Below are 24,504 nucleotides of genomic sequence, written 5' to 3'. Positions count from 1 at the left end.
ATGAACATCCTCGATCAATTGAGCGGCTTCGCCTTCTGCATGATTCGTCCAGCCGTGGCGCTCGCCCTGATTCCGTTTGGTAACGACGGAGCGCTCGGTGTGACACTGCGTGCCCCGCTCGTGCTGATGTTCGCGGTGCTGCCCGCGCAAGCGGGATTGCCGCACGAACCGCTTGCGGCAAGCGTCATGGAAGCTGGCATCGGTCTTTTGCTGGGACTCGGTTTCGGCGTCGTCTTTCATGCGGCCTCCACGGCGGGCGCCATCCTCGATCAACAAGGCGGCTATAGCGTGGGCGCGGTCTATGACCCGAACTTTCAGCAGGAATCCGCCGCGTTTCAAACGCTTTTCACTCAATTCGCGGCGTTCACGCTCTTTACGGGCCACGGTCTTGTCGCACTGTGCGGAGTCTTCGCCGACGCGTGGTCGATCTGGCCACCGGGCGGACCGTATCCCGGTGGATTCGCGCGCCTCCTCTCCATGTTCTCGGAAACGCGTTTGCCGCAGTCTTTAGCGCAGGGCTTGCAGCTTTCGGCGCCGTTACTCGCCTTGATGCTGCTCACCGACGTTTCGCTCGGACTCGCGTCGCGGCATGCAAAGCGTCTCAATCCGTTTTCCACTGCGCGTACGTTCAAGGCAATGGTGCTCTCCTTCGCGCTGATGGCGTGCGTTCCAGCGATCCTCGATCGACTCGCGCGCATCTTCGCCGTCTCGCTGAATCTCGAATAGGAGGCACCGGTCGATATGAGCGACAAAACCGAAAAGCCCACGCCTCGCCGGCTGCTGCGCGCCCGAACCGACGGCGACATTGCGAAGAGCGCCCATTTGAGCACCGCGATGAGCGCCGCGCTGTGGTGGCTGCTGCTGGCGTTCGAAGCGCCACACACGTTCTCCGGTTTCGTCCACATGATCGACGCCGTGTCGGGACTGGACGCCAGCCGTTCGTTCGCGTGGCAGTTCAAGGCCGTATTGAATGCGCTGCTCGAACCGGGCAAGGGAGCGCTGATCATGCTCAGTGCCGGCATGCTTGCCAACGTCATACCTGAACTCGTTCAAACGCGTGGACTCGTGTCGTTCAGGCGGATCGCGCTCGATCTCAAGCGTCTGAACCCGGTGGAAGGGCTGAAGAATCTGTTCGGCTTGAAGGTCGCGTTCGAGACCGTACTGATGCTGTTCCAGTTCGCCGTGCTCATCTTCGTGGCCTGGCGTGTGACGGCAGAATGGCTCGTGCAGATCGAGCCGGCGTATTCGCTCGATCCGCTATCCCAGCTTGCGCTCGCGTCTCTCAGCCATTCCCGTCTGCTCGCGCTGGTTGCGCTTTCGCAGGCCGCGCCCGCGGTAGCCGACTATGCCATGCAGCACGTGCTGAGAAAGCGCCGTTTGCGCATGGACAAGGAAGAACTCAAACGCGAATACCGCGACGAACACGGCGACCCCTACGTCAAAGGCCGGCGACGCGCGCTTCATCGCGATCTGAACCGTTAAACCCCGAATCCGGAATCATGAACCGCCCATCCGTTCCTCTCTTTGCCAGCTTGCCCCGACAGATCGCGCGCCACGCACACATCGCGGCAGCCGCGGGTTTCATCAGCGTGCTGGCGTTGCTGATTCTGCCCATCCCGCCGTTCCTGCTCGATCTGTTCATCGGCATGAGCTTTTGCGCGGGTTTCGTCATGCTGTTCTCCACGATCTACGTGTCGCGCGCGGCGGATCTTCCGGGCTTTCCCGCGCTTCTGCTCATGACCACGCTGCTGCGTCTCGCGCTGGCCATCGCATCCACCAAGATGATCCTGCTCCAGGCGCACGCCGGGCGCATCATCCAGGCCTTCGGCGAGCTGGTCGCGGGCGGCAACGTCGCAGTCGGCATCGTCGTCTTCCTGGTGCTCTGTGCGATTCAGTTCATCGTGGTCGCGAAGGGTGCGGACCGCATCGCGGAAGTCGCGGCGCGCTTCACGCTGGATGGCATTCCAGGACGCCAGATGAGTATCGACGCCGATTCGCGAAGCGGGCTCATCACCGCCGAGCAGGCAGCGCTGCTGCGTGCCGGACTCGAACGCGAGACCTATTTCTACGGATCGCTCGACGGCGCCATGAAGTTCGTCAAGGGCGACACCATTGCAAGTTTCGTGATCGCGCTCGTGAATATCGTGGGCGGACTCGCGGTTGGCATCGGGCAGCGCGGCATGCCGTTTGGCGACGCCTTGCAGGTCTATACGATCCTGACTATCGGGGATGGCCTCGTTTCGCAGATACCATCGCTCGTCGTGTCGATCGCGGCCGGTCTGCTCGTCACGAGAGTATCGCCCGCGAGCGGCGCCACCAATCTCGGCACGGACCTTTACGAGCAGTTGACGCTTCGGCCTCACGCACTCGTCATGGCGGGCGCGTGCTGCGCGGCACTGGCGCTCATTCCCGGCTTTCCGCATGCGCAGTTTGCGCTGCTGGCCGCGCTGCTCGGAGGACTTGGCTTCGTGCTCATGCGCGCGGCGCAACGGGCGCGCGACGAGGCACGCGCTCCCATGCCCGCGCTTGCGCGCGACGGCAGCCGGTACATGCCCCATTTGCTCGACGAGGCCGAGGTTGGAACGAGCACCGTGCTGCGCCTTCGACTTGGCAACGACGCCTTCAAAGCCGTGCCGCGCGATGCGTTCAACCGCGTGCTCGGCACGCTGCGCCATCATCTCAACACGCGCTTCGGCCTGCCCTTTCCCGGCCTTGCCGTCGTGATCGACGAGCGGCTCGCCGCCGAGCGCTACATCATCGATGTCGACGATGTACCGTTCGCGAGCGGCACGCTCATGCCCCAGCACGTCCTGGCGAGCGGACGCCCGGCGGATGTGCCGGCCGAAGGCCCGTCGGGGTATCGACCGGGCTTCGAGAAGTCAGTGTGGATCGCGGCCGGCGCCGCCGCGTCGCTCGATGCCTCCGTTCTGAATACCGCCACGCCCGACGACGTCCTTGCTCAACACCTCATCGAGATATTCGAGCGGTGCGCACCGCGCCTGATCGGCACGCAAGAGGTGCGCTTTCTGCTCAATCGTCTGAGCCCCGAGTTTCGCGAACTCGTCGCGCAGATCGAACAACGGATCACGACAGCCCGGCTCGCGGCCGTGCTGCGGCAGTTGCTGCAGCAACGCGTGTCGATCCGCAATCTGCGTGGCATCCTCGAAGCCATTCTGCGCGTGTCCGCAAACGAACAAACGCTCGAACGCATGGTGCGCGAAAGCCGTATCGAACTCGGCCATCAAATCGCGCGTACCCATGCGAACCTCGATACCTGGGAGATTCGCGGCGGCGTGCTCGAAGCCGAGTGGGAGAACGAGCTCGAAGCCAGCATTCGCCACGGCTCGGACGGCGAGCCATATTGCCCGCTCGATTTCATGCAACTGGATACGTTGCGCCGCGTTTTGAGCGGTGCGGCCACGCCCGTGAGGCTGCTACTCACCTCGGCGATTCTACGGCCGCATTTATCGCAGGTGCTGGGAGCGATCGGCATCCGCATGGATGTGCTCGCCATAGACGAGATTCCACGCGACGTCTACCGCATCAACGCTTCGGTTACCTTCACGAGGCCATAATGCGCAAGACGACTGATGAAGACGCAAAGCCGGTCGGCAGCTTGATGGCCGGACCGACGCTTCACGGCCGCGTGGTGGAGGCGCGTGGCGTGATCGTCCGCGTGGTCGGCGCGTCGCTGCGAATCGGCGAACGTGTGCGACTCGTGCGGCCCGACACACTCGAGGAGCAAACAGGCGAAGTAGTCGGTTTTGCTCCGGACGGCGCACTCGTCATGCCGCTATCCGGACTCGCGGGACTCTCCGACATCACGCGCGTGGAGGGATGCGGGCTCGACTGGAATCGGCTAGATGCAACGCGCTTGCAAGGGCGCATTCTCGATGGCCTCGGCAAGCCGCTCGATGGCGGGCCGCCCGCGCCGCTTGCCCATTCGAGCGCGCGCTTCGACGCAACGACCGCGATCAATCCGCTCGACCGCCCGTTGATCGCGCAACCCTTCGTTACCGGTGTCAGGGCGATAGACGGATTGCTCACTTGCGGGGTTGGACAGCGTGTCGGCATTTTCGCAACCGCGGGCGGCGGAAAGAGCACGCTGCTCGGCATGATCGCGAACGGCGCACAAGCCGATGCCATCGTGATCGCGCTCGTCGGGGAGCGTGGGCGTGAGGTCAATGAGTTCGTGCATGACCATCTGCATGAACGCGAGCGGATTGTCGTCGTCGCGTCGACATCGGATCGTCCAGCGGCCGAACGTATCCGCGCGTCGCGTCTAGCCTGCGAGATCGCGGCCGCGCTGCGTTCCCAAGGTCGCCACGTCCTGCTGCTCTTCGACTCGCTGACGCGCTACGCGCGCGCCCTGCGCGAAGTCGGCCTCGCCGTGGGCGAACCGCCCGTGCGGCGGGGCTATCCGCCACGCGTGTTCGCGGAACTGCCGAGAATCGTCGAAATGGGCGGCCTGCTCGGTCGCGGTAGCGTCACTGCGTTTTTTACCGTGCTTGCCGAGGACGAAGATCTCGCCGATCCCATCGTGGAAGAAGCGCGCTCGCTGCTCGACGGTCATATCCAGCTCTCGTCGCGTTTAGGCGCCGCGGGACACTATCCCGCCATCGATATCTTGCAGAGCAAGAGCCGGCTCATGACGCGGGTCGCCGGGGAGTCGCATCGCGCATGCGCCCAGCGCGTGCGTAAGTGGCTCGCGCGGTATCGGGACGTCGAGCTGCTGCTCCAGATAGGCGAATACCGGCGCGGCAGCGATGCCGCGAGCGACCGGGCCATCGACCGTCATCCGGCCATTACGGCCTTCCTTCGGCAGCGTCATGACAGCCACGTCGCTTTCGATAAGACAATCGCGGCATTGCAGGCGCTCGGCGAAGGCGCCGACACATCCACGTGACGGGCCGCGCCGGAGATCTGCGTCGCTGGGCGGTGCTTGCGCGCGTACGCGGGCTGCGGGTGCGGCGCGGCGAGGCAACGCTCGCGCAGGCGCGACAGGCCGCATGCGAGGCACGAGACGAAGTAGCCCGTCGCACGGAACTGCTGCGCAACCATGCCGCACAACTGCCGCGCCTACTCGCCTTGTGCTCGCACGAGCATGGCGGTGCTGCGACATGGCGAGGCGCTTTACACGCGCATCGGCTTCAGGCAGCGGCGCTGAACGCGTCGGTCTTGCAGGCGCAAGCCTTGTTGCTGCGCGCCGAGGCGAACGTCCGTTCCGCCATGTCCGCCTTGCAGCGTGACATAAAGAAGCACGACGACGCACGCGCCCATGAAAGAGCGGCGCTAGCCTGCTTTAAGGACGACGACGACGATCCATGAACCGATCGGCGCGGCCAGCATGGCCGACGACCCTCGTGCAATCGCGTCTCATCGCCCAGACGCCGCGGGCTATGTCAGAGCGCTCGGGCTCACGACGCGATCGAAGCGTGCCTGACGCGCGCCAACGCGCTCAACGCCCCGCGCGCTCCAGCCGCGCGGCGACTTGCAGAATCGCTTCAATAAGCTTTTCCGCAGGCACGGGCTTCGTCATGTGCAACTGGAAGCCCGCAAGCTGCGCGCGCAAGCGGTCATCCGTCTGCGTATGTCCCGTCAATGCGATTGCCGGCATGCGCCGATCCAGCGACACCCGCCGCGACGCTTCGAGTTCGCGCACTTGACGCAGCACTTGATAGCCGTCTTCCTCGCCAAGCACGATGTCGCATAGAAACGCATTCGGCCACGCCTCGGCAGGCGTCACCTCAAGCCAGTCGAGCGCTTCCGTTCCCGACGCGGCCAACCGCACTTGTGCACCAGCCGTTTCCAGAACGGCTTCGAGCGCTTCGCGGGCATCTTCCTGATCGTCGAGCACCATGATCGAAAGGCCTTTGAGCGCTTCGGCAACGTTCGCTTTCGGCTCGGTCAATCTCGATGCATCGTCGGCCTCGACGACAGGCCGCAACGGCATGACGGCGACATACGCGAGATGGCCATCGACGTAATTCACCGTGAAACTGCCGCCCGTGCTGGTAAGCGCCTCTTCGAGCCGCGCCGCCTGTTCCTCGGTCAGCGGCGCGGGCTTATTGCCCGGGCCGAGCACGCACAAGCGCACCTGATTGTCTTCGCGCTCCACTCGCAGTTCGACACGCGCGCCGCGCGTTGCCGCGCGAACTTCCGTGCGGCACAGATCGGCGATCACGAACTGCAGCACGCCGGGATCGCCCGTCACGCGAAGATCCGGCTCTGTCATCACCGTGAAGAGATGCACGCCGTGCTCGATGATCTCTTCATGCAGTCCATCCACCACGCCGGCGATCAGCGAGCCGAGTCCCACCGGTTGCGACGATACCTTGCGTTGCGCGTGCGCGAGTTCGCCTTGCTGCGATTGCAGCGACCACATGCGTGCATAGACGCCCGCGCGTTCGATCAATTCAGCATGCTGCCCCTGCTCAACGATGCGCCCGTGCTCCATCACGAGAATCCAGTCTGCATTGACCACGGTCGAGAGCCGATGCGCGATCACAATCGAGGTGCGCCCTTGCGCGAGCCGGTCGAGTTCGCTTTGAATCGCGCGTTCCGAACGGGTATCGAGCGCGGAAGTGGCTTCATCGAATACGATGATGCGCGGGTCCTTCAGAATGGCGCGCGCAATTGCAATACGCTGCCGCTCGCCGCCCGACAGCCGTACACCGCGTTCGCCGACACGCGTCTCGTAGTGATCGGGCAAGCGTTCGATGAAGCCGTCGAGTTGCGCCGCGCGCGCCGCACGCACGACATCGGCACGCGTCGCCGAAGGGCGGCCATACGCGATGTTGTAGGCGATCGTATCGTTGAAGAGCACCGTATCCTGCGGCACGATGCCAATGGCTTCACGCAGACTCTTCTGCGTGATCTCGCCGAGATTCTGTCCGTCGATGGTGATCACACCGGCCGTCGGCTGATAAAGCCTGAAGAGTAGTTTCATCAACGTGGACTTGCCCGACCCGCTGCCGCCCACCACCGCGAGTTTCTTGCCCGGGTGCGCGCGAAAGTCGATATCGCGCAGGATCTGCCGCGCCGGATCGTAGCCGAAATCCACGTGCTGGAACTCGATCTCGCCCGCGCTCACCACGAGCGGCTTCGCGTCCTGTTCGTCGATATCCTCGCCACGCCGTCCGCGCGCAAGCAGAATCTCGAACATGCGTTCGACGTTCACGATTGCATCGTTGGTCTCGCGAAACACGAAACCGAGCGTGTTCAGCGGCGAGCACACCTGCACGATGTACGCGTTCACCAGCACGAGATCGCCGACGCTCATCGTTCCCGAAACCACGTGTTGCGCGGCAAGCAGCATGACCGCCGCAATGCCCACCGCGATGATCGTGCTTTGCCCGACATGCAGAATGGTCAACGCGCGTTGATTCGCGGTGCGTGCATGCACCCATTGTTCGAGCACGCTCGAAAGCCGGCCGCGTTCGACCTCTTCGCTTGCGAAGAGCTTGACCGTTTCGTAGTTGAGCAGGCTATCGACGAGACGGCTGTCGGACTTTGCTTCGAGCCGATTGACCGCGCGCTGAAAGCGCATGCGATAGCGCGTGAAGATGAACGTATAGACCGCATAGCACACGAAGGTCACGCCAATCGCCAGCAAAAAAGTCGATGCATACTGGCTTACCATGATCGCCACGACGGTGCCGATTTCGATCAATGTCGGCACGATCGTGAAGATCGCCACGCCCAGCAAAAAGCCGATACCGTCCGCGCCCTTCTGCACGTCGCGCACCACGCCACCGGTTTCGCGTTGCGCATGAAAACGCGCACCCATGTTATGCAAATGCGCGAATGTACGCTCCGTGAATGACGCCACCGTACGTTGCGTGACGATGCTGAACACCACATCGCGTGCTTCGTTCAGCACGTCGCCGAGATAACGCATCAGCACGTAAGTGAGGATCACGAACACCGGAAACACGAGGTTCGCCGTGGGCTGGCTGAACTCGTCGATGACGTGCTTCAGCATCAGCGGCACGGACACCACAGCGAGGCGCGACGCGATCATCAACGTCACCGCGACGAGCGTCTGTACGCGAAATTTCCAGATTGCCTGCCAGAGATCGCCAGTAATGCGGTTACGCAATTGCGAGCGGCTGATTTCGCTTGATGCAGTCGACATATGCAACCATCCCGGAAGTTGAGGGAGGAAGGCGCCTTGGGAGCGGTTAAACGCGGCGCGGTCCGTCGTTCTCTTGCCGGACTTCGGGGAGATGCGGCAGCAAGGAACGCGCCCGCATGAACCGGCTAAAACAGCGCGCCTTGCCCCGACATCAAAGTATCGAAGTCTTCGCGCAGGAAGGGCAGGATGCCGTCGGCAATCGGCTGTAGCTGCTTCGTCACGTAGTGTTCATAGTCGATGGCCGCATGGCGCGCTTCCACTGGCTCGGGACCGGCGAGCGTCATCACATAGCTGATCCAGCCGCCGTTCTGATATTGAAGCGGACGTCCGAGGCGCGTGTTTTGTTCGTCGGCACTGCGCGCGGCGCGTACGTGCGGCGGAACGTTACGCTGATAATCGTCGAGGCTGCGGCGCAGGCGCTTGCGATAGACGAGCAGTTCGTCCTGCTCGCCGCGTCGGGTGCGTTCGACGTAATCGCGCACATAGTCCGCATAAGATTCGCCCTTGAAGATACGCATGTAAAGATCTTGCTGGAAACGTTGCGCGAGCGGCGTCCAGTCCGTGCGCACCGTTTCGAGACCTTTGAACACGATCTCCTCGCTGCCGTCCGCGCGCGCCGTGAGACCGGCGTAACGCTTCTTGCTGCCTTCTTCCGTGCCGCGAATGGTCGGCATCAAAAAGCGCCGGTAATGCGTTTCGTACTGAAGCTCCAGCGCGCTTTCGAGTCCGAAGGTCTCGCGCAAATGACATTGCCAGTATTCGTTGACATGCTCGACGAGAGCGCGGCCGATACGCGCAGCATCTGCTTCGTCGCGTGCACGGCGCAGCCACACGAAGGTGGAATCGGTGTCGCCGTAAATCACGCCATAGCCGCGCGCTTCGATCAGTTCGCGTGTACGGTGCATGATTTCGTGTCCGCGCATGGTGATGGATGACGCAAGGCGCGGATCGAAGAAGCGGCAACCGCTCGAACCCAGCACGCCGTAGAACGAATTCATGATGATCTTGAGCGCTTGCGAAAGCGGCTTGTTACGTTGACGCTTCGCCGCCTCGCGACCTTCCCACACTTGCTCGACGATAGCGGGCAGGCAATGCTTCTCGCGCGCGAAACGCGCACCGCGAAAACCGGGCACGGTGGCGGCTTCATCGGTCTCGTGCATGCCTTCCGCGAGCCCGACCGGATCGATCAGAAACGTGCGGATGATCGACGGATACAGGCTCTTGTAGTCGAGCACAAGAACGGAATCGTAAAGACCGGGCCGCGAGTCCATGACGAATCCGCCGGGACTCGCTTCCTCGGGGACATCGCCGAGATTGGGTGCGACAAAGCCCAGCCGATGCATGCGCGGCATGTATAGATGCGTGAACGCCGCCACCGATCCACCACTGCGATCCGCCGCCAAACCCGTAACGGTTGCGCGTTCGAGCAGAAACGGCAGCAGTTCGGTCTTGTCGAAGACCTTGGTCACGAGTTCGCAATCGACGAGGTTGTAACGCGCGAGCGCCGGCTTGTCTTCCTGAAAGCGCCGCTCAATTTCGTCCATGCGTGCATAGGGAGTGTCGATCGCCTTGCCTTCGCCGAGCAGCGACTGCGCGACATATTCGAGACTGAACGACGGAAAATTCCACGTCGCCGAACGCAAGGACTCGATGCCGTCGATCACGAGCCGCCCCGCAATCGAAACGAAGAAATGATTGCGCTTGATGCCGTGTTCGCGCCATTCCACCGTGCTGCCATCGCGGCCGAGACGTAACGGCACGCCGTAATCGTCCGCGTGTTTCTGCAGCACACGCAGATCGAACTGCACCACGTTCCAGCCGATGATCGCATCCGGATCGTGCCGCTCCATCCACTCGTTGAAGCGGCGCAGCATGTCGGCGCGGCTTGCGCAGTAGTCGAGGTCGAAGTCGACGGATGCATCGGCGCCATTGGCCGGGCCGAGCATATAGACCTGTCGCTCGCCGCAGCCTTCGAGCGCGATCGAATAGAGTTCGCCGCGAACGCTCGTTTCAATATCGAGCGAAACCAGCTTGAGGTTTGGCCGATACGAAGTTGCAGGCTTGAGTTCGCTGAAGATGTAACCGTCGCGCGCTTCGCCTTCGAAGGTCACGGGCGCGGTGATGAAGCGCTCCATGAGATAGCGCTCGGTTGGCCGAATATCCGCCTCATAGACAACGATACCCGCGTTTTTAAGGGTTTTTTCGAGCGCCAGCAGTTGCCGATACTGTGGGCAGTACAGCCCGATTACCGGTTTTTGGCGAAAGTCCTTGAGCTGCAAATCGCGCAGTTCAGCATTGCGCACGCTCGCGACGAGCGGCTCCGCTTTCGCGCGATCTTCGGCGCGGATGAATGCAACAGGCGTCTGCGCGCCGATTCGGATTTTGCGTGGGCCGTCATCGGTGGCGAGCCAGAACTCGACCTCCGTGCCGGCCGGTGTATCGCGCCAGTGGCGCGTCAGCAAAAATCCCTGTTGTGCGGATGACAAAGCCCGTCCCTTCGAAAAGCGCATGCGGCAAGGCATGCAATCGAAGTATTTTAATGGCGAGCTAAAAAAACGAACGGCGCGATGACCATGGAGTCAGCGCGCCGGCATCGAGATGAAAATGAGCTACGAGAACCAGAAAAGTAAAAAGCGGTAGCGGCATGCTGATTGTCCACCGTCCTTCCGGACGGCCCCCGGAGGATCAGTTCAGCGCCGCTACCGCCTAAGCGGCCTGTGCGACCAGGCCAGCCCGTTGCGGCTGCAAAGCCGCTACGTTGTCGAGTACCAGTTCTTCAAGCTCGGCTGGCACTTCGTTCTTGACAGACACAGCCTCCAGCGCGGCTTCTTGAATGGCCTGTTTAGCGGCCGCCGCTTTCTTGGTCTTCCCCGCGCGTGACGGCGGCTGGCAGGCCCCGCACACCACGTTATTCTGCAAATCATGTTTGTGTGCGACGAACTTCCCGGTGCAGCGGCAGCATTTGGTCATCTGCAGCATGCCCGCGTCGAAGAAGCGCACAAGGGTCCAGGCCCGGGTGAGATCGAGTACCGCTTCGGCGCCGCTATGGTTGCAGTGCTCGAGATACAGGCGATACCCCTTGGTCAGCGCGTCGAGATGCGAGCAGCCGGCCTCGTTCTTGAGGAACGTGTAGGTGTTGTAGAACAGCGATGCGTGGATGTTCGCGAGCCACGTCATATACCAATCGGCCGAGAACGGCAGCATGCCCTTGGGCGGCGACGCGCCCTTCACTTCGCGATACAAACGAATCATGCGATCCCGCGAGAGCGTCAGCTCGCTCTCGAGCACTTGCATGCGTGCACCGAGCTCGATCAGCGCGATGGCGCGGAACACTTCCTGGGCATCTTCAGTGAGGCTCTTCTTCAGCATGGCTCGCTCCGTCTTTACTTAAGCGAACTGTTCAGCCGGCTGGCCAGCCAGCAGGATTGCCGCGTGCGTCGGCGCAATTTCCGCGTTCTTGGCGGGCTGCGTCAAAGCCGACAGCATCGAGTGATCGTTGAAGCGAAATGCGCACAGCAGGTTGTCCGACTGGGCGAGCTTGACGACCTGAGCGAGCGTGAGGCCCGACAACAGATCGGCGAGTTCCGCCGAAAGACCGAGCCGGAACATGCCGATGGCGCGGTCCTCGCGCAACAGACGCTGTGCGAGCATGATGTACGACAAGTTGATTTCCCGGATCGATTCCAACGTTTCGCGACCGTTCATGGTTGCAACTTCCAGTAAATCCCCGATTTCCCGCCGGCTTTGTGCCGATATATTTTTTTGCCTCACCGAACTCAACTCTGCCCGGCTACGTCCATCTGATTTTGTTTCAGCGCGTTACATCTTGTAACAGACACTGTGAAACGGATTCTAAGAAGACTCTGAAGCGAACGCAAGAGCATCTCAATTATATTTTGTTGCAAACAACACTTTGCATCGGTAACTTTTTCGCGCCTAAAAAAGCGGCAATATTGACCGCGCCGTTTTTGTCATTCTTTTGGATTGAGCGCTTAATACGGACGGCTGATTTTTTGTAGGATTAATCGCCGATGCCGCAAGAACGGGGCTTCCGGCGGTTCGGTTGACACTGGTCACAAGTATTTTTGAGACGATGAGAAAGCGGTAAAAATCAGTAAAAATGCCGCGAATCCGGTTTTTACCGAGTCGCGGCATAAGTGGCAATATTTACTTTTATGCAGTTACAGGTTTGCAACGCCGTTTGAGCACCACCCGCGACTAGTGTTGCGGCACGCCTTTACGCCAAGCGCCCCAATGTGTAACGACTTCTTGCACGAATGGGTTACCGGTCAGATACAAGTTCTGAATTGCGGGTACGAAACCGCCTTGCGCGGAATAGTTCAACAGGTTGTCGGAGGCGGTTTGTCCTTCGTACGGCCGGTCGAAGTCCGAACCGGCGCGCAAAACCGCAATGCGTGACAGATCGACCCGCTTGATGCTGGCCGCGCGCTTGAGCGCCTCGTATGTCGCGTTGTCTTCCTGCTGCGTCGTGCAGTAGATGCCTTTGCCATCGGTCAGCAGGCGCGTCCAGTAGCGTGCCCTTTCGCCGATGTATTTACCCGACCACCAAGTATCGCCCGCGAGCGTGTCGCACTGGATCACGTGCGGCGGACGGTTGGCCGGCGCGTAGTTGAACTTGGCGCGCGCGACCTTGGCGTCGTCGCTGTCGGAGAGCGTGACGTTGCGCGAGATGGCATAGGCGGCATCCGTCAGCGATGCATTGAGGGCAAACACTTCGGTGCGGTAATCGAGCGGCGGCTTTTCGGTGGGCCCCTTCGTGTTGATACCGAGAAAACCGCTCGGCCAGTCGGCGGGTTTCTCGCGCGCGTCGAGCTCCCATTGAATGCCGAAATCGACCAGATACTTCGCCCACGCCGTCGAGCCGAGCGTGCCGCGCGCCGGATCGATCCCGGCAATGCCCGCGACCAGAAAGTACGTGCGGCGCAAATCGAAGCGCTCCGAGAACGCAAGCGCCATCATCGATGCGGCCGCGTTCGTGTGTCCCATGCCGGTTGTCATCACACAGACATCGTCGCGATTGCAATGGACTTCGGGATAGTCCGGCGAGAGCCCCGGCACTTTGATGGCCTGCCATGGCCCGAGCTTGTCGAGCCACACTTGGCCTTCCGGACCGAACATGCTGACGATCATCACCTTGACCTGACGGCCACCGCCGCCACCGCCGCCACCGCCGCCGTAGCGGTCATCGCTGTCGTGATCGTCGGATTGTTGGGCGAAGGCGCATCCCGTTGCGGCCGTGAGGCTTGCGAGTCCTAACGCAAACAGGCCCTTGCGGACAGTCTTGCTTAACGCGCGTGAAGAAGAACGTGAGGGGAAGCGTGAAGCGGATTTTGAACGTGACCGGGCGGCAATGTTCATGGGGGGCGTGCTCCTCGATAAGGTTCGAACTTCGAAGAAAGCCGCGCCCTGTTGCCATTCGTTTTGAGGGGCGCGGCCGGCCCGACCGATTATAGAAGCGTCAATAACAAAACAAGCCCCGCGCCAACCCTTAAGACGCTCAAGCCTGCGATGTCCGCGGCGGCGGCGCACTGGACGCCGTGCCCTGTCCGGCAGCCGCCTCGCCCGTCGGATGCTGCGCCGCCTTCGACGGTTCGCCGCGCTGATCGGCGGGTGCGTCACCATCGACGTCGGCTGGATGCGCCGGATCGTGCGCCGCATCCTGCGTGCCGTTGACGATCACGAAGTTACGCTGCGGATTGGCGATCTCGATCCCACGCGCCGTGAACTCGTTGAGAATGCGCCGGTTGAACTCGCGTTGCACCGGCCAGCGCGTGCTGTCGCGGCACTGAATCTGACCGGCGAGCGTGACGGTGGAACCATCGACGGCATCGACGCCCCAGAAGCTGAAGTCGGAGAGAATCCCGTCCTTGAAGGCGTCGTCTTCACGTAGCGCGGTGCCGATTTCCTTGAGCGTCGAAATGGCCAGATCCACGTCCTGACCGAGCGCGACCGACACGCGCACCGCCGCGTTGCCAATGCCGCGATTCGTATTGTTGACCGTGGATACCGAACTGAACGGCACCGTGAACAGCGAGCCGTCGCCGCCTCGCAAACGCACCGTGCGAATAGACAGATATTCGACCGTGCCCGAGACGCCCGCGACCGTCACCCAGTCGCCCACTTGCATGGCGTTTTCCATCAAAAGGAAGATGCCAGTGATGAAATCCTGCACGAGCTTTTGCGAGCCGAAGCCGAGTGCCACGCCGAAAATGCTCGCGCTCGCCAGAAGCGGCGCGGTGTTGACGCCGATTTCCGAGAGACCGGTGAGCACGACGACCATGGCGATGACGATGAAAAGCGCGGAGCGCATCATCGGTAAAAGCGTGCGCAGGCGTGCGGCGCGCACGCGGTCGCCGCTCGCGTTCCATTGATCGAGACGCTGCTCGACCATTACGTTGGCCGTCTCCCACACGATGACCGCGAACACCGCCGCGACCGCGATGGTCACGAGCGCGGATGCCAGCCGGTTGCCAATGCCGCCCGATGTGAAGAACTGCACGATATGCACGCCCCACACTTCGAGCAGCGCCACGACCGTCACCACGGCGATGATCGTCTGCACGGCGCGGCGCAAGAGCGGGTAATAGCGATAAGCATGACGATGCGCGATGGACTTCGCCGCGAAGTCGTCGTCATCGTTTTCATGGAACACGCGGCCGAGTGCACCGAACGCGACGATTGCCGCGACGCGCGCACCGACCAGCACGAGAATGGACACGCCGCCGAGATGGAACAGCGTGCGATAGCCGTTCTGCACGTCCAGCGCCCAGACGAACCACAGCGCGAGCACAAAGAAGATGGCGACGGCGGCCCAGATATCGGCGATCCAGCCACCGAACAGCGCGGTCGATTTATGACTGCGCATGCGTTCGCGGATACGCTCCGCCACGGGCTTGCGGCAGTCGAAAATGGTGTAGGCGAGCATCAGATGGATGTCGAGCGTGACGATCTTCAGAATGGCGATGCGCGCCGCTTCCGACAGTCCGAGCGGCTCCGCGCCGTTGGCCAGCGCGATGCCGATACCCGCGATGATCACCATGCTGCGTAGCTTGCGATACGTGTAGAGCGCGTACTGATCGCGCATCTGCAAAAGCCGCAAGCCGGTGGCATGCGGCGCCAGCAGAAAGCCGCTCACGAGCATGATGATGCGGCAGACGAGGTAGGCATCGATAAACTCGCTCGCGACGTGCGATTCGATCGAGTTGTCGTCGATAAAGACGGACACCAGGAGCGTCGCCACGCCGATGAACACGCCGAGCGGAATGAACTTGAAGAGCAGATACAAAAGCGCATTGGGCAGACGCTGCAACAGGGTCCAGTGACGTGCCGCGTGCCGCTGGCCGCGCGCCGTTTCCACCTTGCGCTCGGCTGCGTGCTGCGCGGCTTCGTCGCCGGTGCGCTCGGCGAAGTGCTCGGCGCGTTCCGCCGCATGCTCGTTCTGCACGAGTTCGGGATCGGTGACCTCGGCATCGGCGACACCGCGCGCGGCGATCTTCGCACGCGATTTACGCAGCAGACGGCCGCCGACGATTTCAAGCAAAAACGCGGGCACGAGACACACGAGCACGATCCAGAGCACGTGACCGAACTGCGCGCGCGATTCCGGCGTCGCCATGCGTTGGCTCCACCAATGCACCACGGAACGAATGTTCAGCAACTCGGCCAGCGTATGCCGCATCTCGGTTGCGAACTGAACGACCCAGTTGCCCGCCTGATGCGATAGCTGCGAGGCAAGCCCGTTCGCCGTCAGCGATTTCGCAAGCACGCCCGACGCGCCCGAGGCAGGCGCAGCCGTTTCCGCGCCGCTCGCCGCCGTGGCGCTCGCGGCCGTCGGTGCGGCAAGCGCGCCGGCCGCCGCCACTGCGCGCAAGGTATCGGCGACCTGTGCGCGGCGTTGCGGATCGTTGAGCACCGCAAGGGCATCGCGGGCCTGTTGCGGCGTGAGCGCGACCGCGGGTTGCGACGCGCCTTGCGCCGAACCGGCGGCAATGGCGGACGCCGAAAGAAGCGAGCCGAGACTCGTGAAGGCGAGCAGACAGACTAAGAGTATGAGTTTGCGCATGGGTCGAATGAAAATCACGAAATTGCTGGGACTCGATGCGGACGACGCGCACGCCCTATCCTAACGCGATGCCCCGGTCCAACGCAGTAACGGCATGGCCGGGTCTCGACGCGGGGCCGGAATGAAGTCTGCTGATATGCAGACATTGAAACGACGCGAATTGAAATGAACGCGAGACTCAATGATTCTGGAGACAGGCTCCCGCAAGCTCGCCGCGACGATAATCCGGACCATCGCTCCAACTGGCTCACGCGTCCTGCAATGAAATTGACCGTGCTCTGGGTAGCACTTGCCGCGCCTGCCCTGCCGTTTGCAGCGCAAAGTCCGCTCATGCGGGGTGGACGAGCGGCGTCGGCGGCTTCGGCGGAATTGCCGGACGATGCATCGTCCTTGCCGGAAATGGGCGTGACGCAAGTGCCCGCGCGCGGCAATACGCAAGTTCCGGACACGCCTGTCACACCGAGGCCGCACAACGCACGACCGCCGGCTCACTTGCCGTGAGCCGGACGACGGACGACATGTTTCAAGCCGCGGCGGCGGGCTTGCTGGCTTCGCGCGGCACGTCCGGTTCGAAGAACACCCAGCGCACCTGCGGAAAGGCTTGCTGCAAATCTTCCTCGACGATGTTGATTGCATCGATCATCGCGCGGCCGCTGGCATAGTCGATCATCTCGGCTTGCACGGCGACAACGACATCCTTGCCCCACTGAAGCGTGATCAAGCTGATGATGCGCGTGATCTCGGGCCGCGCGCGCAAATGCGCGTCGATGGCCTTGCGCACTTCGGGACTGGCCGATTCACCGACGATCATCGACTTCACTTCGCGCGCAACGAGAAACGCAATCAGCATCAGCAACACGCCCACGCCGACCGAGCCCGCCGCGTCCCATGCGGGGTTGCCGGTGATCATCGTCATGAGCACGGCAGCGAACGCGATGGCGAGACCCGCGAGCGCGGCCACATCCTCGCCTGCGACAACCAGCAACTCCGACTCGCGCGTCTCGCGGAACCAGCGCCACATGGTCTTGTTGCCCGCCGTCTTGCGAATCTCGCGCACCGCGCCCGCCAGTGAAAACGCTTCGAGCACGACCGAGATGCCGAGAATGACAAGCGCGACGATCGGGTTCGTTAGCGGCTCATGATGCATCAAACGATGCGTGCCTTCGTACACCGAAAACGCGCCGCCGACGAAGAAGAGCAACAGCGCCACGATCAGCGCATAGAAGTAAATCTCGCGCCCCGAGCCGAGCGGATGCAGCGCGTTGGCGGGCGCCTGCGCGCGCTTGAGTCCGAGGAGCAGCAGCAGTTGATTGCCGCAATCGGCCGTGGAGTGGATGGCTTCGGCGAACATGGAGCCTGAGCCAGTGAAAGCAGCCGCGCCGAACTTGCATACGGCGATGCCGAAGTTGGCGGCGAGCGCATAGAGAATCGCTTTCGGAGATTCTTCCTTCATGTGCAAGTGATGTCCCGGTGGATGCTAAGAGCTGGGTTACGCGGATGCGTCTCAGGCCACTTCGATACGGCCCGCGCCGTCCACCATCTCGCCGATCACGGCGGCGTCGGAGAAGCCATCCGCGCGGAAGATCGCGAGCACGTCGTTCACGGCTTCAGGCGCGCACGAAACGAGCAGGCCGCCCGAAGTCTGCGGATCGGTAAGCAAGTTGCGAGCCTCGTCCTGAGGCGCGTCGAGGGATGCGGCAAGCGATACATCGGCGCCATACGCGTTCCAGTTGCGTCCCGACGCGCCGGTGTAAATGCCCGCGCGCACGAACTCGCGCACCTGTGGCAACCACGGCAGCCTTGCATAGTCGATACGTGCGGTAAGTTGCGCGCCGCGTGCGAGTTCGAGCGCGTGGCCGAGCAGGCCGAAGCCCGTCACGTCGGTAAGTGCATGCACGCCATCGAGCAGAGCGAGTTCCGCGCCGGGGCGATTGAGCTTGGTCGTCGCGGCGATCATCGCGGCGTAGCCCGTGGCATCGAGTTGATCTTTCTTCAATGCCGCCGACAGAATGCCAACGCCGAGCGGCTTGCCGAGCACGAGCACGTCGCCCGCGCGCGCTGCCGCGTTGCGCTTGACGCGCGACGGATGCACGATACCGAGCGCGGCGAGCCCGTAGATAGGCTCGACCGAATCGATTGAATGTCCGCCCGCGACGGGAATGCCCGCCTCGGCGCACACCGACTCGCCGCCTTTGAGCACTTGCGCGATCACGTCATGCGGCAATACGTTGACCGGCATGCCGACGAGCGCGAGCGCAAGAATTGGCTTGCCGCCCATGGCGTAGACATCCGAGAGCGCATTGGTCGCGGCGATGCGGCCGAAGTCGAACGGATCGTCGACGATCGGCATGAAGAAGTCGGTCGTCGCAACGATAGCCTGTTCGTCGTTGAGCTTGTAGACGGCGGCATCGTCGGCGGTGTCGTTGCCGACGAGGAGATTGGGGAACGCGGGCAATGGCGTGCTGCGCTTGAGCAGGTCGGCGAGCACGCCGGGCGCGATTTTGCAGCCGCAGCCGCCGCCGTGCGAGAGGCTGGTCAGGCGGGGTGATGCGCTGGAATGGGCGGTCATCTTGGGTTCATCCGGTAAGTGCGATCGATGCGGCATTATCGCCGCTCGGGAATAAACGCGCGCTCAGGCAGTACGTTTGAATAGCCCCGGATACGCTGTAACGAGCCCGTTCTCATCGACATCGATCTCGGCCGTAAAGCCCGTATCGAGCCCTTCGTAGCGATAGCGGCGCCCATCTTCCAGGCACGTATAAGCCTGCTCGACCGCGCTGACAGTCAACGTCGGCACGTTCACATAAGCGACGCGAATCACGCGCCGCTCACCGCGTTGCAGCTTCAACCGGCGAATGGGCAGCGTGTTCGTGAAAGGCGTCGCGCTCAGGTCGACGTCGATACAACCGCGGAGTTCATCGCGTGCGGAGCCGTTGGCGTTGGTCCATGCGTGTTCGTCTCCGTCGTCTCCATCTGACCGATGCAGATCGAGCGTCGCACCGCCCGCCAGCTTCGCGGCAAGCCGCGTGACCTGCCAGCGCGCATCGCACTCTATGCGATAGACGAGGTCGAACGCGCCCGCCTCGCTTTCGCCAGCGACCACGCTCTCGATCACGATCGGCGACGCTTCATCGTCCAGTACGAGATGTTCCAGTCCTGTGCCGTCCGCTTGCGACCATCTCACTGTTTTCATCGCGCGCCTCGTTGTGAGTTAGAAAGCGCAGCATACAACGCAGCCCAAACGCCATCGATCCACCTTCGGCACGCGCCGCACGCTCGACGCGTCGAAACATCACACGGTATACTTCGCGAAATCTCAAAAAGACGCGCCCGATCCGTGCCGACGTTGGCGATGTCGCCCGAGCCCACGTGACAGGCGCCAGCGTATTGCCGTTCGTCGCGCAGGCTCGTCTTTGTCCGCCTCTTCGCTCTCGCCGCTCATGACTCATCGCATGAAAACTGCCTTCGTTCCCGCCTTGTTCGCATTGCTCTTGTCCGCGTCGATGGTTCAGATCGCGCAGGCCCAAGAGGCGCCCGATAACGTGACGGAAGACTATTCGTATCTGTCGCGGCTGCATGTGCCGGAGAGCGTCGCGCAATGCGTCGCGGCCTTCGACCGCTGGGTTGCGGACGCGCCGAAGTACGACGCGCTCATCGTGCCCGACCGCCGCGTGTTGTCAGCCAGAATCGACAGCGAAACGCCCGTGTTTAGCGTGGGCAATCCGATTCCAGTGGATCAGGTCATCGTGATGCGCGCATTCGCGAAAGCGCGCGGCAAGACGAAATGGACGCGCGTGGACAGCCGATGCGGCGTGCGCGACGGGCACGTCGTGGGCGTATCGCTTACGCCGAACATAAAGCCGACCATCGTGCGTTGATTGGCGACGGTGCAGACTAGCCTCGCGCGGCGCGTTTGCCCACGTTCTTTCTGCCCAGCCATTTGACGACCTGCGGCCCGAAACTGCGCGGCGCCTTCGCATTCACCCGGCCTGCGAGATCGGACAGCTTGTCCGCGGCCAGCGCTTCGCGCATGCGCTTCTCCGCGTTCTTCATGACGGCGTGAACGGCGCACACGCCGCTCGTCGACCACGGCGGCGCTTCTTCGCCAAACACCGCGCAACGCGCGCGAATCTCGCGACATTCGAAGAGCGGCTTGTCGCCATCGATGGCATGCACGACATCCAGTACGCTGATCTCTCGCGATGGCCGCGCCAGCGAAAAACCACCGCGCGCGCCTTCGGTCGCGGTGACGAGCCCCGCCTTGTGCAGCTTCGTGAACAGCTTCGCCACGAACTCCGCCGGCACGCCTTGCAGTTCCGCCAGATCGCGCACGCTGGCGCCGCTCACACCGTGCGGCGGCTCCGCGAGATAGAGCATGCAGTGCAGCGCGTACTCCACGCCCGTGCTGATATGCGCCATGTGTCACTCCGATAAGCGTGATCGTAGTTCAGGATAGTGCCACGCTCGCGGGCCGACAGCGGCAATCTCAAATTAATAAGCGTGCTTCCAAATATTTCAAGCTTCACCTTTGCTTACAAACGAACACGGCTTGTCATTTTACGAACCGCTAAATTGCTCTCATGGACTCACCAAGGAGAAATCCATGAAGAAGCTGGCGATACTTGTAGCACTGGGCGTGGCGCTCGCGGGCTCACTCTCGGGCTGCATCATCCTGCCGGACGGTGGCGGTTACCACCATCATCACGATTACTACCGCTAGAACACTGGCATGACAAAAATCCATAACTACTACCACCGCGCTCGTAGTTACGAAGCGAGCCAACGGAAGACCACGAATACCGAAGGAGCAAATCATGTTGAACAAGACTAAGAAGAGCCTCTTGATCGCGTCCCTTGCAGCGTCGCTTGGCATGGGCATGATGAACGTTGCATCGGCGGACGATCATCGTCCGCATCATGTGGTGAAGGTCGGCTGGCATGGCGAGCGCTACTGGGACGGTCATCGCTACTGGGCGCGTAACGAGTGGGAACGTCACCATCGTCCGCATCACGAAGAGCCGCATCGTTATTGATCGGCTTTAGAAGAAAAAGCCGCAGCGACTCGAAGCGCTGCGGCTTTTTTTGCCTGGTGAGCCTGAGCCTCACCAGTCCTTGGGGTTGCCGCCCAGTTCCTTGCAGGTGTCGTAGGCAATCGCTTGCAGCTTGGCCTCCCCGATCTGCCCCGAGAGCGCATAACCCACGCTGTCCGCGGCCCAGTAATACGTCCTGCGCGGGCCGTCGCGCAGCATCCGGATCTGAGCGTCGTTGCGTCGTACCGTCGCCATGTAAAGCGTGAGACGTTCGCCCGCTGCGTTCTGATACATGAACTGCGCGGCCGGCCCGTCTTCACCGGGCAAGAGCCTGCCCCCCACGAGCTGAAAGCCATACTCGACGAGCGATGGAATCGTCAACGTTCGATTCAACCGCTTCGACAGCCAATTGACGAGATGGTCCTGCTGCGACGCCGCCACTTCCACCGCGTGACGTTGCTCCGGCGCATACACCGCATAGGCAATGTCCGCGCGTTCCGCGAAGCGCGCACGCGGCTCGCCGAACGAAGGCAGCAGCATGTGCATCAAGAATCCACACGCGACGCCCACCACGAGAAAGCACGCGGCCAGTAGAAAGCGCTCGCGCTTTCGCGCACGCATGACGACGATCTGCGGCTCGGCCTGCTCCGCCGCGAAGAGCGCGCGCAACGCATTGTCCTGCGCGCGATAGTCGGTCGCCGTCGCCTGCAGCGCGGGGTCATCGGCCAGGCGCGCTTCGACGGCCTTGCGCTCATCGCCGTGAAGCTCGTCGTCGAGCCAGGCAGAGAGCGCCTGAAGGTCGCGATCCGGCGGTCGTTCGTCGTGGGTCATGTCCGGCTCACCACTTTCAGCGACGACGCACGGCGCCCCGGTTCCTCGCCAAGCAGAACGCGCATGTGTTCTCGCGCCCGCGAGAGGCGCGACATCACGGTTCCGGCTGGCACGTTCAAGACCACGGAGGCCTCCTGGTAACTCATTTCCTCGACACACACGAGCAACATGACTTCGCGCTGTTCGACCGGCAGGCAGTAAAGCGCGCGTTGCACGTCGCGCAGCACGAGTCCGTCCACTTCGCCACGCGGCGCGGCCATCTGCCGCCACGGCGCGGTTTCATCGTCGACGGCAATGTCGCGCCGTCCGCGCAACTGGTCGATATACAAGTTGCGCATGATCGTGAACAGCCACGCGCGCAGATTGGTCCCCGCGCGAAACGACCGCATGCGATTCAACGCACGCTCGGTCGCGTCCTGCACGAGATCGTCGGCCCAGGCGCGGTCGCCCGTCAACGCGCGCGCATAGCGGCGCAATTGCGGAAGATGCGCGAGGAGATCGCTCTCGAAACTCACGGCCGTAGATCCGGACGATTCGGCATCAGTAGCTGCCCTTCATGACCGGATCGGCGGCGCCCGCTCCCGCATTACCCGAAGCACCCGCCGTGCCGCTCGCGCAGCCGCTCGACGCCAGCGCGCAGACGAGCGCAGCCAGGAGCAGCGCTGCTCCGGACAGTCGTTTCATGTTCGTGTCCCGTCAGAAAGAAGACTCGCAGGCTCGCCGGTTTATTCCCGCGAGCCCGCTCGCAGAAACGCTTACGGCTTCACGACGTGCCAGACATCCTTGAAGTTGTCGCCGTTTTTATCGCCGGGCTTGGTGTCCTTGGCAAAGCGGTACACGCGCTTGCCGTCGTACGCCCATTGCTTGCCGCCGTCGGCGGTTTCGGTGGTCCACTTGCCGCTCGGCTGATCCGAGGCGCCCGCCATCGCGGCTGGCCACGCCTGCGCGCAGCCGCCGGAGCAGGCGCTCGCGCCGCCCTTGGTGTCTTTGTCGAAGGTGTAGAGCGTCATGCCGTTGTCATCGACGAACATGCCGTTCGATTCTTTCGGCGCCGCGGCGAACGCGGGCGATGCCAGACACGCCGCCGCAACCGCGGCCGTGACGATCGTGAGGATGCGCTTCTTCATTTCATCTTCCTTATTGGAGAAGTATCCGTAGAACGTTCGGCAGCGCTGCGCTATTCCGCGGACGATGAAATAAACCGATGCGGCAGCGCCGTCGCATCGCCATGCGGCAAGCTTTGTTCGACCGTGCGGCGCGCTTCGCTTCGTTCAGGCGCCGGTTGCGGCGGCATCGCGCCAGCGCCGAGTGTCGCGCAGCGGCGGCGCGCCGAAAAGGCGGCTGTACTCGCGGCTGAACTGCGACGCGCTTTCGTAACCGACGCGATGCGCGGCCGTCGCGGCATCGGCGATATCGAGCAGCATCAGACGCCGCGCTTCCTGCAGGCGCAACTGCTTCTGATACTGCAGCGGACTCATCGCCGTCACGGCCTTGAAATGATGATGCAGCGAAGACACGCTCATATGCACGTCCCGCGCGATATCTTCGACGCGCAAAGGTTGATCGAAGTTCTGACGCAGCAGAAGAATGGCCTTCGCGATGCGCTGCGTCTGACTGTCCTGCAAGGCGATCTGGCGCAGCCGCGCGCCGGAACCGTTCATCAGCAGCCGATACAGAATCTCGCGCTTCACCAGCGGCGCGAGAATCGGCACGTCGTCCGGCGTGTCGATGAGGCGCAAGAGGCGCAGCACCGCGTCGAGCATGGAATTGCCGAGTCGATTCACATACACGCCGCGCGTGGCGTCCGACTGCGTGACGGGCGGCAGACGCTGGTCCTGAATCAGCGACGTGATCTCTTCGACATCGAGATCGAGCCGCATGCCGAGATAGGGCTCCGTTTCGCTTGCCACTGTCACTTGCCCGATCACCGGCAGATCCACCGACGAAACGAGGTAATGCATGGGGTCGTAGACGTAGACGTCGTCGCCAACCATGATGCGCTTCGTGCCTTGCGCGATCAGCGCGAGCGCGGGCGTTTGAATACCCGGCTTCGGCCCGCCCGGATTCATGATGCGGTGCACGAAGACGCCTGGCACGCAGGTTTCGATGGAACCCTCGCAGCCCGCCGTCAAGCGGTCGAGTAGCGAGACGAGTTCGAGACGCGCCTGATCCAGCGCGGGATCGAGCGTCTGACTGTTATTGCGCATCTCTCTGGGATGCTCATGCGGATCTTTGTCGGCGAGGCCGGGTGTGTCGTTCAGCGCCATGATTTTCCGAGGAATTTAGCGTTCGAAGGAGTCTCGTTAGCTTACTCGCGCGGGCGCGGTTGTGCTTAGGGTCGCGCGCCCGCTTTGCAGGAATTGGCAAGGATTCGACAGGATCAGGCTATGACACGCAAGAGGCGCGGGAAGATACTGCATTGC

23 protein-coding genes are annotated in these 24,504 nt (G+C 62.5%); 8 read left to right on the top strand and 15 right to left on the bottom strand.

Features of this window, described 5'->3' with window-relative positions:
• The 5 genes from NCR40_RS16650 to NCR40_RS16630 are packed head-to-tail and all read left to right on the top strand — an operon-like array spanning position 1 to position 5,328.
• Positions 1–726 carry an EscT/YscT/HrcT family type III secretion system export apparatus protein gene (locus tag NCR40_RS16650; RefSeq protein WP_250510006.1) on the top strand — a complete coding sequence of 242 codons (726 nt, stop codon included), beginning with the start codon at positions 1–3 and terminating at the stop codon, positions 724–726.
• Between the two features lie 15 nt (positions 727–741).
• Positions 742–1,482, top strand: coding sequence for an EscU/YscU/HrcU family type III secretion system export apparatus switch protein (locus NCR40_RS16645; RefSeq protein ID WP_250510005.1), 741 nt, complete (start codon positions 742–744; stop codon positions 1,480–1,482).
• 17 nt (positions 1,483–1,499) lie between these two features.
• On the top strand, positions 1,500–3,575 hold the full coding sequence (locus NCR40_RS16640; protein ID WP_250493332.1) for a flagellar biosynthesis protein FlhA: 2,076 nt from the start codon (positions 1,500–1,502) through the stop codon (positions 3,573–3,575).
• The gene (locus NCR40_RS16635) at positions 3,575–4,906 is read left to right on the top strand and encodes a FliI/YscN family ATPase (RefSeq protein ID WP_250510004.1); all 1,332 of its coding nucleotides are present in this window, start codon (positions 3,575–3,577) and stop codon (positions 4,904–4,906) included. Before NCR40_RS16640 ends, NCR40_RS16635 begins: the two co-directional genes overlap by 1 nt.
• Positions 4,903–5,328 carry a hypothetical protein gene (locus NCR40_RS16630; protein ID WP_250510003.1) on the top strand — a complete coding sequence of 142 codons (426 nt, stop codon included), beginning with the start codon at positions 4,903–4,905 and terminating at the stop codon, positions 5,326–5,328. Before NCR40_RS16635 ends, NCR40_RS16630 begins: the two co-directional genes overlap by 4 nt.
• Positions 5,329–5,458: 130 nt before the next feature.
• Here NCR40_RS16630 and NCR40_RS16625 read toward each other — a convergent pair whose 3' ends face one another.
• The 6 genes from NCR40_RS16625 to NCR40_RS16600 all read right to left on the bottom strand — a co-directional run bounded on the left by NCR40_RS16625 (position 5,459) and on the right by NCR40_RS16600 (position 16,220).
• Positions 5,459–8,137, bottom strand: a complete 2,679-nt coding sequence (locus NCR40_RS16625) for an ATP-binding cassette domain-containing protein (protein ID WP_250510002.1) — start codon at positions 8,135–8,137, stop codon at positions 5,459–5,461.
• 125 nt (positions 8,138–8,262) lie between these two features.
• Positions 8,263–10,647 (bottom strand): DNA polymerase II, encoded by a 2,385-nt coding sequence (locus tag NCR40_RS16620; protein WP_502800991.1) that lies wholly within the window; start codon positions 10,645–10,647, stop codon positions 8,263–8,265.
• A gap of 196 nt (positions 10,648–10,843) precedes the next feature.
• Positions 10,844–11,506, bottom strand: coding sequence for a flagellar transcriptional regulator FlhC (flhC, locus tag NCR40_RS16615; RefSeq protein WP_244828264.1), 663 nt, complete (start codon positions 11,504–11,506; stop codon positions 10,844–10,846).
• 18 nt (positions 11,507–11,524) lie between these two features.
• Positions 11,525–11,842: a flagellar transcriptional regulator FlhD gene (gene flhD / locus NCR40_RS16610; protein WP_244828265.1), complete on the bottom strand. Its 318-nt coding sequence runs from the start codon at positions 11,840–11,842 to the stop codon at positions 11,525–11,527.
• 513 nt (positions 11,843–12,355) lie between these two features.
• Entirely contained in the window at positions 12,356–13,516 is a 1,161-nt protein-coding gene (locus tag NCR40_RS16605) for a purine-nucleoside phosphorylase (protein ID WP_250510000.1), read from the bottom strand.
• Between the two features lie 139 nt (positions 13,517–13,655).
• Positions 13,656–16,220 (bottom strand): mechanosensitive ion channel domain-containing protein, encoded by a 2,565-nt coding sequence (locus NCR40_RS16600; RefSeq protein ID WP_250509999.1) that lies wholly within the window; start codon positions 16,218–16,220, stop codon positions 13,656–13,658.
• 261 nt (positions 16,221–16,481) lie between these two features.
• On the opposite strand from NCR40_RS16600, the gene NCR40_RS16595 reads away from it, so the two are divergent.
• Positions 16,482–16,721, top strand: a complete 240-nt coding sequence (locus NCR40_RS16595) for a hypothetical protein (protein WP_244828269.1) — start codon at positions 16,482–16,484, stop codon at positions 16,719–16,721.
• Positions 16,722–16,743: 22 nt separating this feature from the next.
• On the opposite strand, the gene NCR40_RS16590 is transcribed toward NCR40_RS16595, so the two are convergent.
• The 3 genes from NCR40_RS16590 to NCR40_RS16580 form a co-directional block, all read right to left on the bottom strand.
• Positions 16,744–17,673 carry a cation diffusion facilitator family transporter gene (locus NCR40_RS16590; protein WP_250466898.1) on the bottom strand — a complete coding sequence of 310 codons (930 nt, stop codon included), beginning with the start codon at positions 17,671–17,673 and terminating at the stop codon, positions 16,744–16,746.
• 51 nt (positions 17,674–17,724) lie between these two features.
• Positions 17,725–18,789, bottom strand: coding sequence for a selenide, water dikinase SelD (selD, locus tag NCR40_RS16585; RefSeq protein ID WP_250509998.1), 1,065 nt, complete (start codon positions 18,787–18,789; stop codon positions 17,725–17,727).
• A 63-nt stretch (positions 18,790–18,852) separates the two neighbouring features.
• Positions 18,853–19,413 carry a putative glycolipid-binding domain-containing protein gene (locus NCR40_RS16580; protein ID WP_250509997.1) on the bottom strand — a complete coding sequence of 187 codons (561 nt, stop codon included), beginning with the start codon at positions 19,411–19,413 and terminating at the stop codon, positions 18,853–18,855.
• A gap of 259 nt (positions 19,414–19,672) precedes the next feature.
• Between NCR40_RS16580 and NCR40_RS16575 the strand changes: the two genes are divergently transcribed.
• Positions 19,673–20,098: a BspC domain-containing protein gene (locus NCR40_RS16575; protein ID WP_244828275.1), complete on the top strand. Its 426-nt coding sequence runs from the start codon at positions 19,673–19,675 to the stop codon at positions 20,096–20,098.
• A gap of 16 nt (positions 20,099–20,114) precedes the next feature.
• On the opposite strand, the gene NCR40_RS16570 is transcribed toward NCR40_RS16575, so the two are convergent.
• Positions 20,115–20,639, bottom strand: a complete 525-nt coding sequence (locus NCR40_RS16570) for an RrF2 family transcriptional regulator (protein WP_250509996.1) — start codon at positions 20,637–20,639, stop codon at positions 20,115–20,117.
• 398 nt (positions 20,640–21,037) lie between these two features.
• Here NCR40_RS16570 and NCR40_RS16565 point away from each other — a divergent pair, with 398 nt between their 5' ends.
• Positions 21,038–21,253, top strand: a complete 216-nt coding sequence (locus tag NCR40_RS16565) for a hypothetical protein (RefSeq protein WP_404989445.1) — start codon at positions 21,038–21,040, stop codon at positions 21,251–21,253.
• Positions 21,254–21,322: 69 nt separating this feature from the next.
• Here the strand turns inward: NCR40_RS16565 and NCR40_RS16560 are convergent, their stop codons facing one another.
• From NCR40_RS16560 to NCR40_RS16540, 5 genes are all read right to left on the bottom strand, one after another.
• On the bottom strand, positions 21,323–22,081 hold the full coding sequence (locus tag NCR40_RS16560) for an anti-sigma factor family protein (RefSeq protein WP_250466890.1): 759 nt from the start codon (positions 22,079–22,081) through the stop codon (positions 21,323–21,325).
• Positions 22,078–22,596, bottom strand: a complete 519-nt coding sequence (locus NCR40_RS16555) for a sigma-70 family RNA polymerase sigma factor (protein ID WP_250466889.1) — start codon at positions 22,594–22,596, stop codon at positions 22,078–22,080. The genes NCR40_RS16560 and NCR40_RS16555 overlap by 4 nt, the downstream gene beginning before the upstream one ends.
• A gap of 25 nt (positions 22,597–22,621) precedes the next feature.
• Positions 22,622–22,765 (bottom strand): hypothetical protein, encoded by a 144-nt coding sequence (locus tag NCR40_RS16550; RefSeq protein WP_244828281.1) that lies wholly within the window; start codon positions 22,763–22,765, stop codon positions 22,622–22,624.
• Between the two features lie 71 nt (positions 22,766–22,836).
• On the bottom strand, positions 22,837–23,208 hold the full coding sequence (locus NCR40_RS16545) for a COG4315 family predicted lipoprotein (RefSeq protein WP_244828283.1): 372 nt from the start codon (positions 23,206–23,208) through the stop codon (positions 22,837–22,839).
• A 144-nt stretch (positions 23,209–23,352) separates the two neighbouring features.
• On the bottom strand, positions 23,353–24,348 hold the full coding sequence (locus tag NCR40_RS16540) for an AraC family transcriptional regulator (protein WP_250509995.1): 996 nt from the start codon (positions 24,346–24,348) through the stop codon (positions 23,353–23,355).
• Positions 24,349–24,504: the final 156 nt, after the last annotated feature.

Source organism: Caballeronia sp. GACF4 (assembly GCF_023631025.1).
GTDB lineage: Bacteria > Pseudomonadota > Gammaproteobacteria > Burkholderiales > Burkholderiaceae > Caballeronia.
This window is presented reverse-complemented; position numbering and strand designations above follow the sequence as displayed.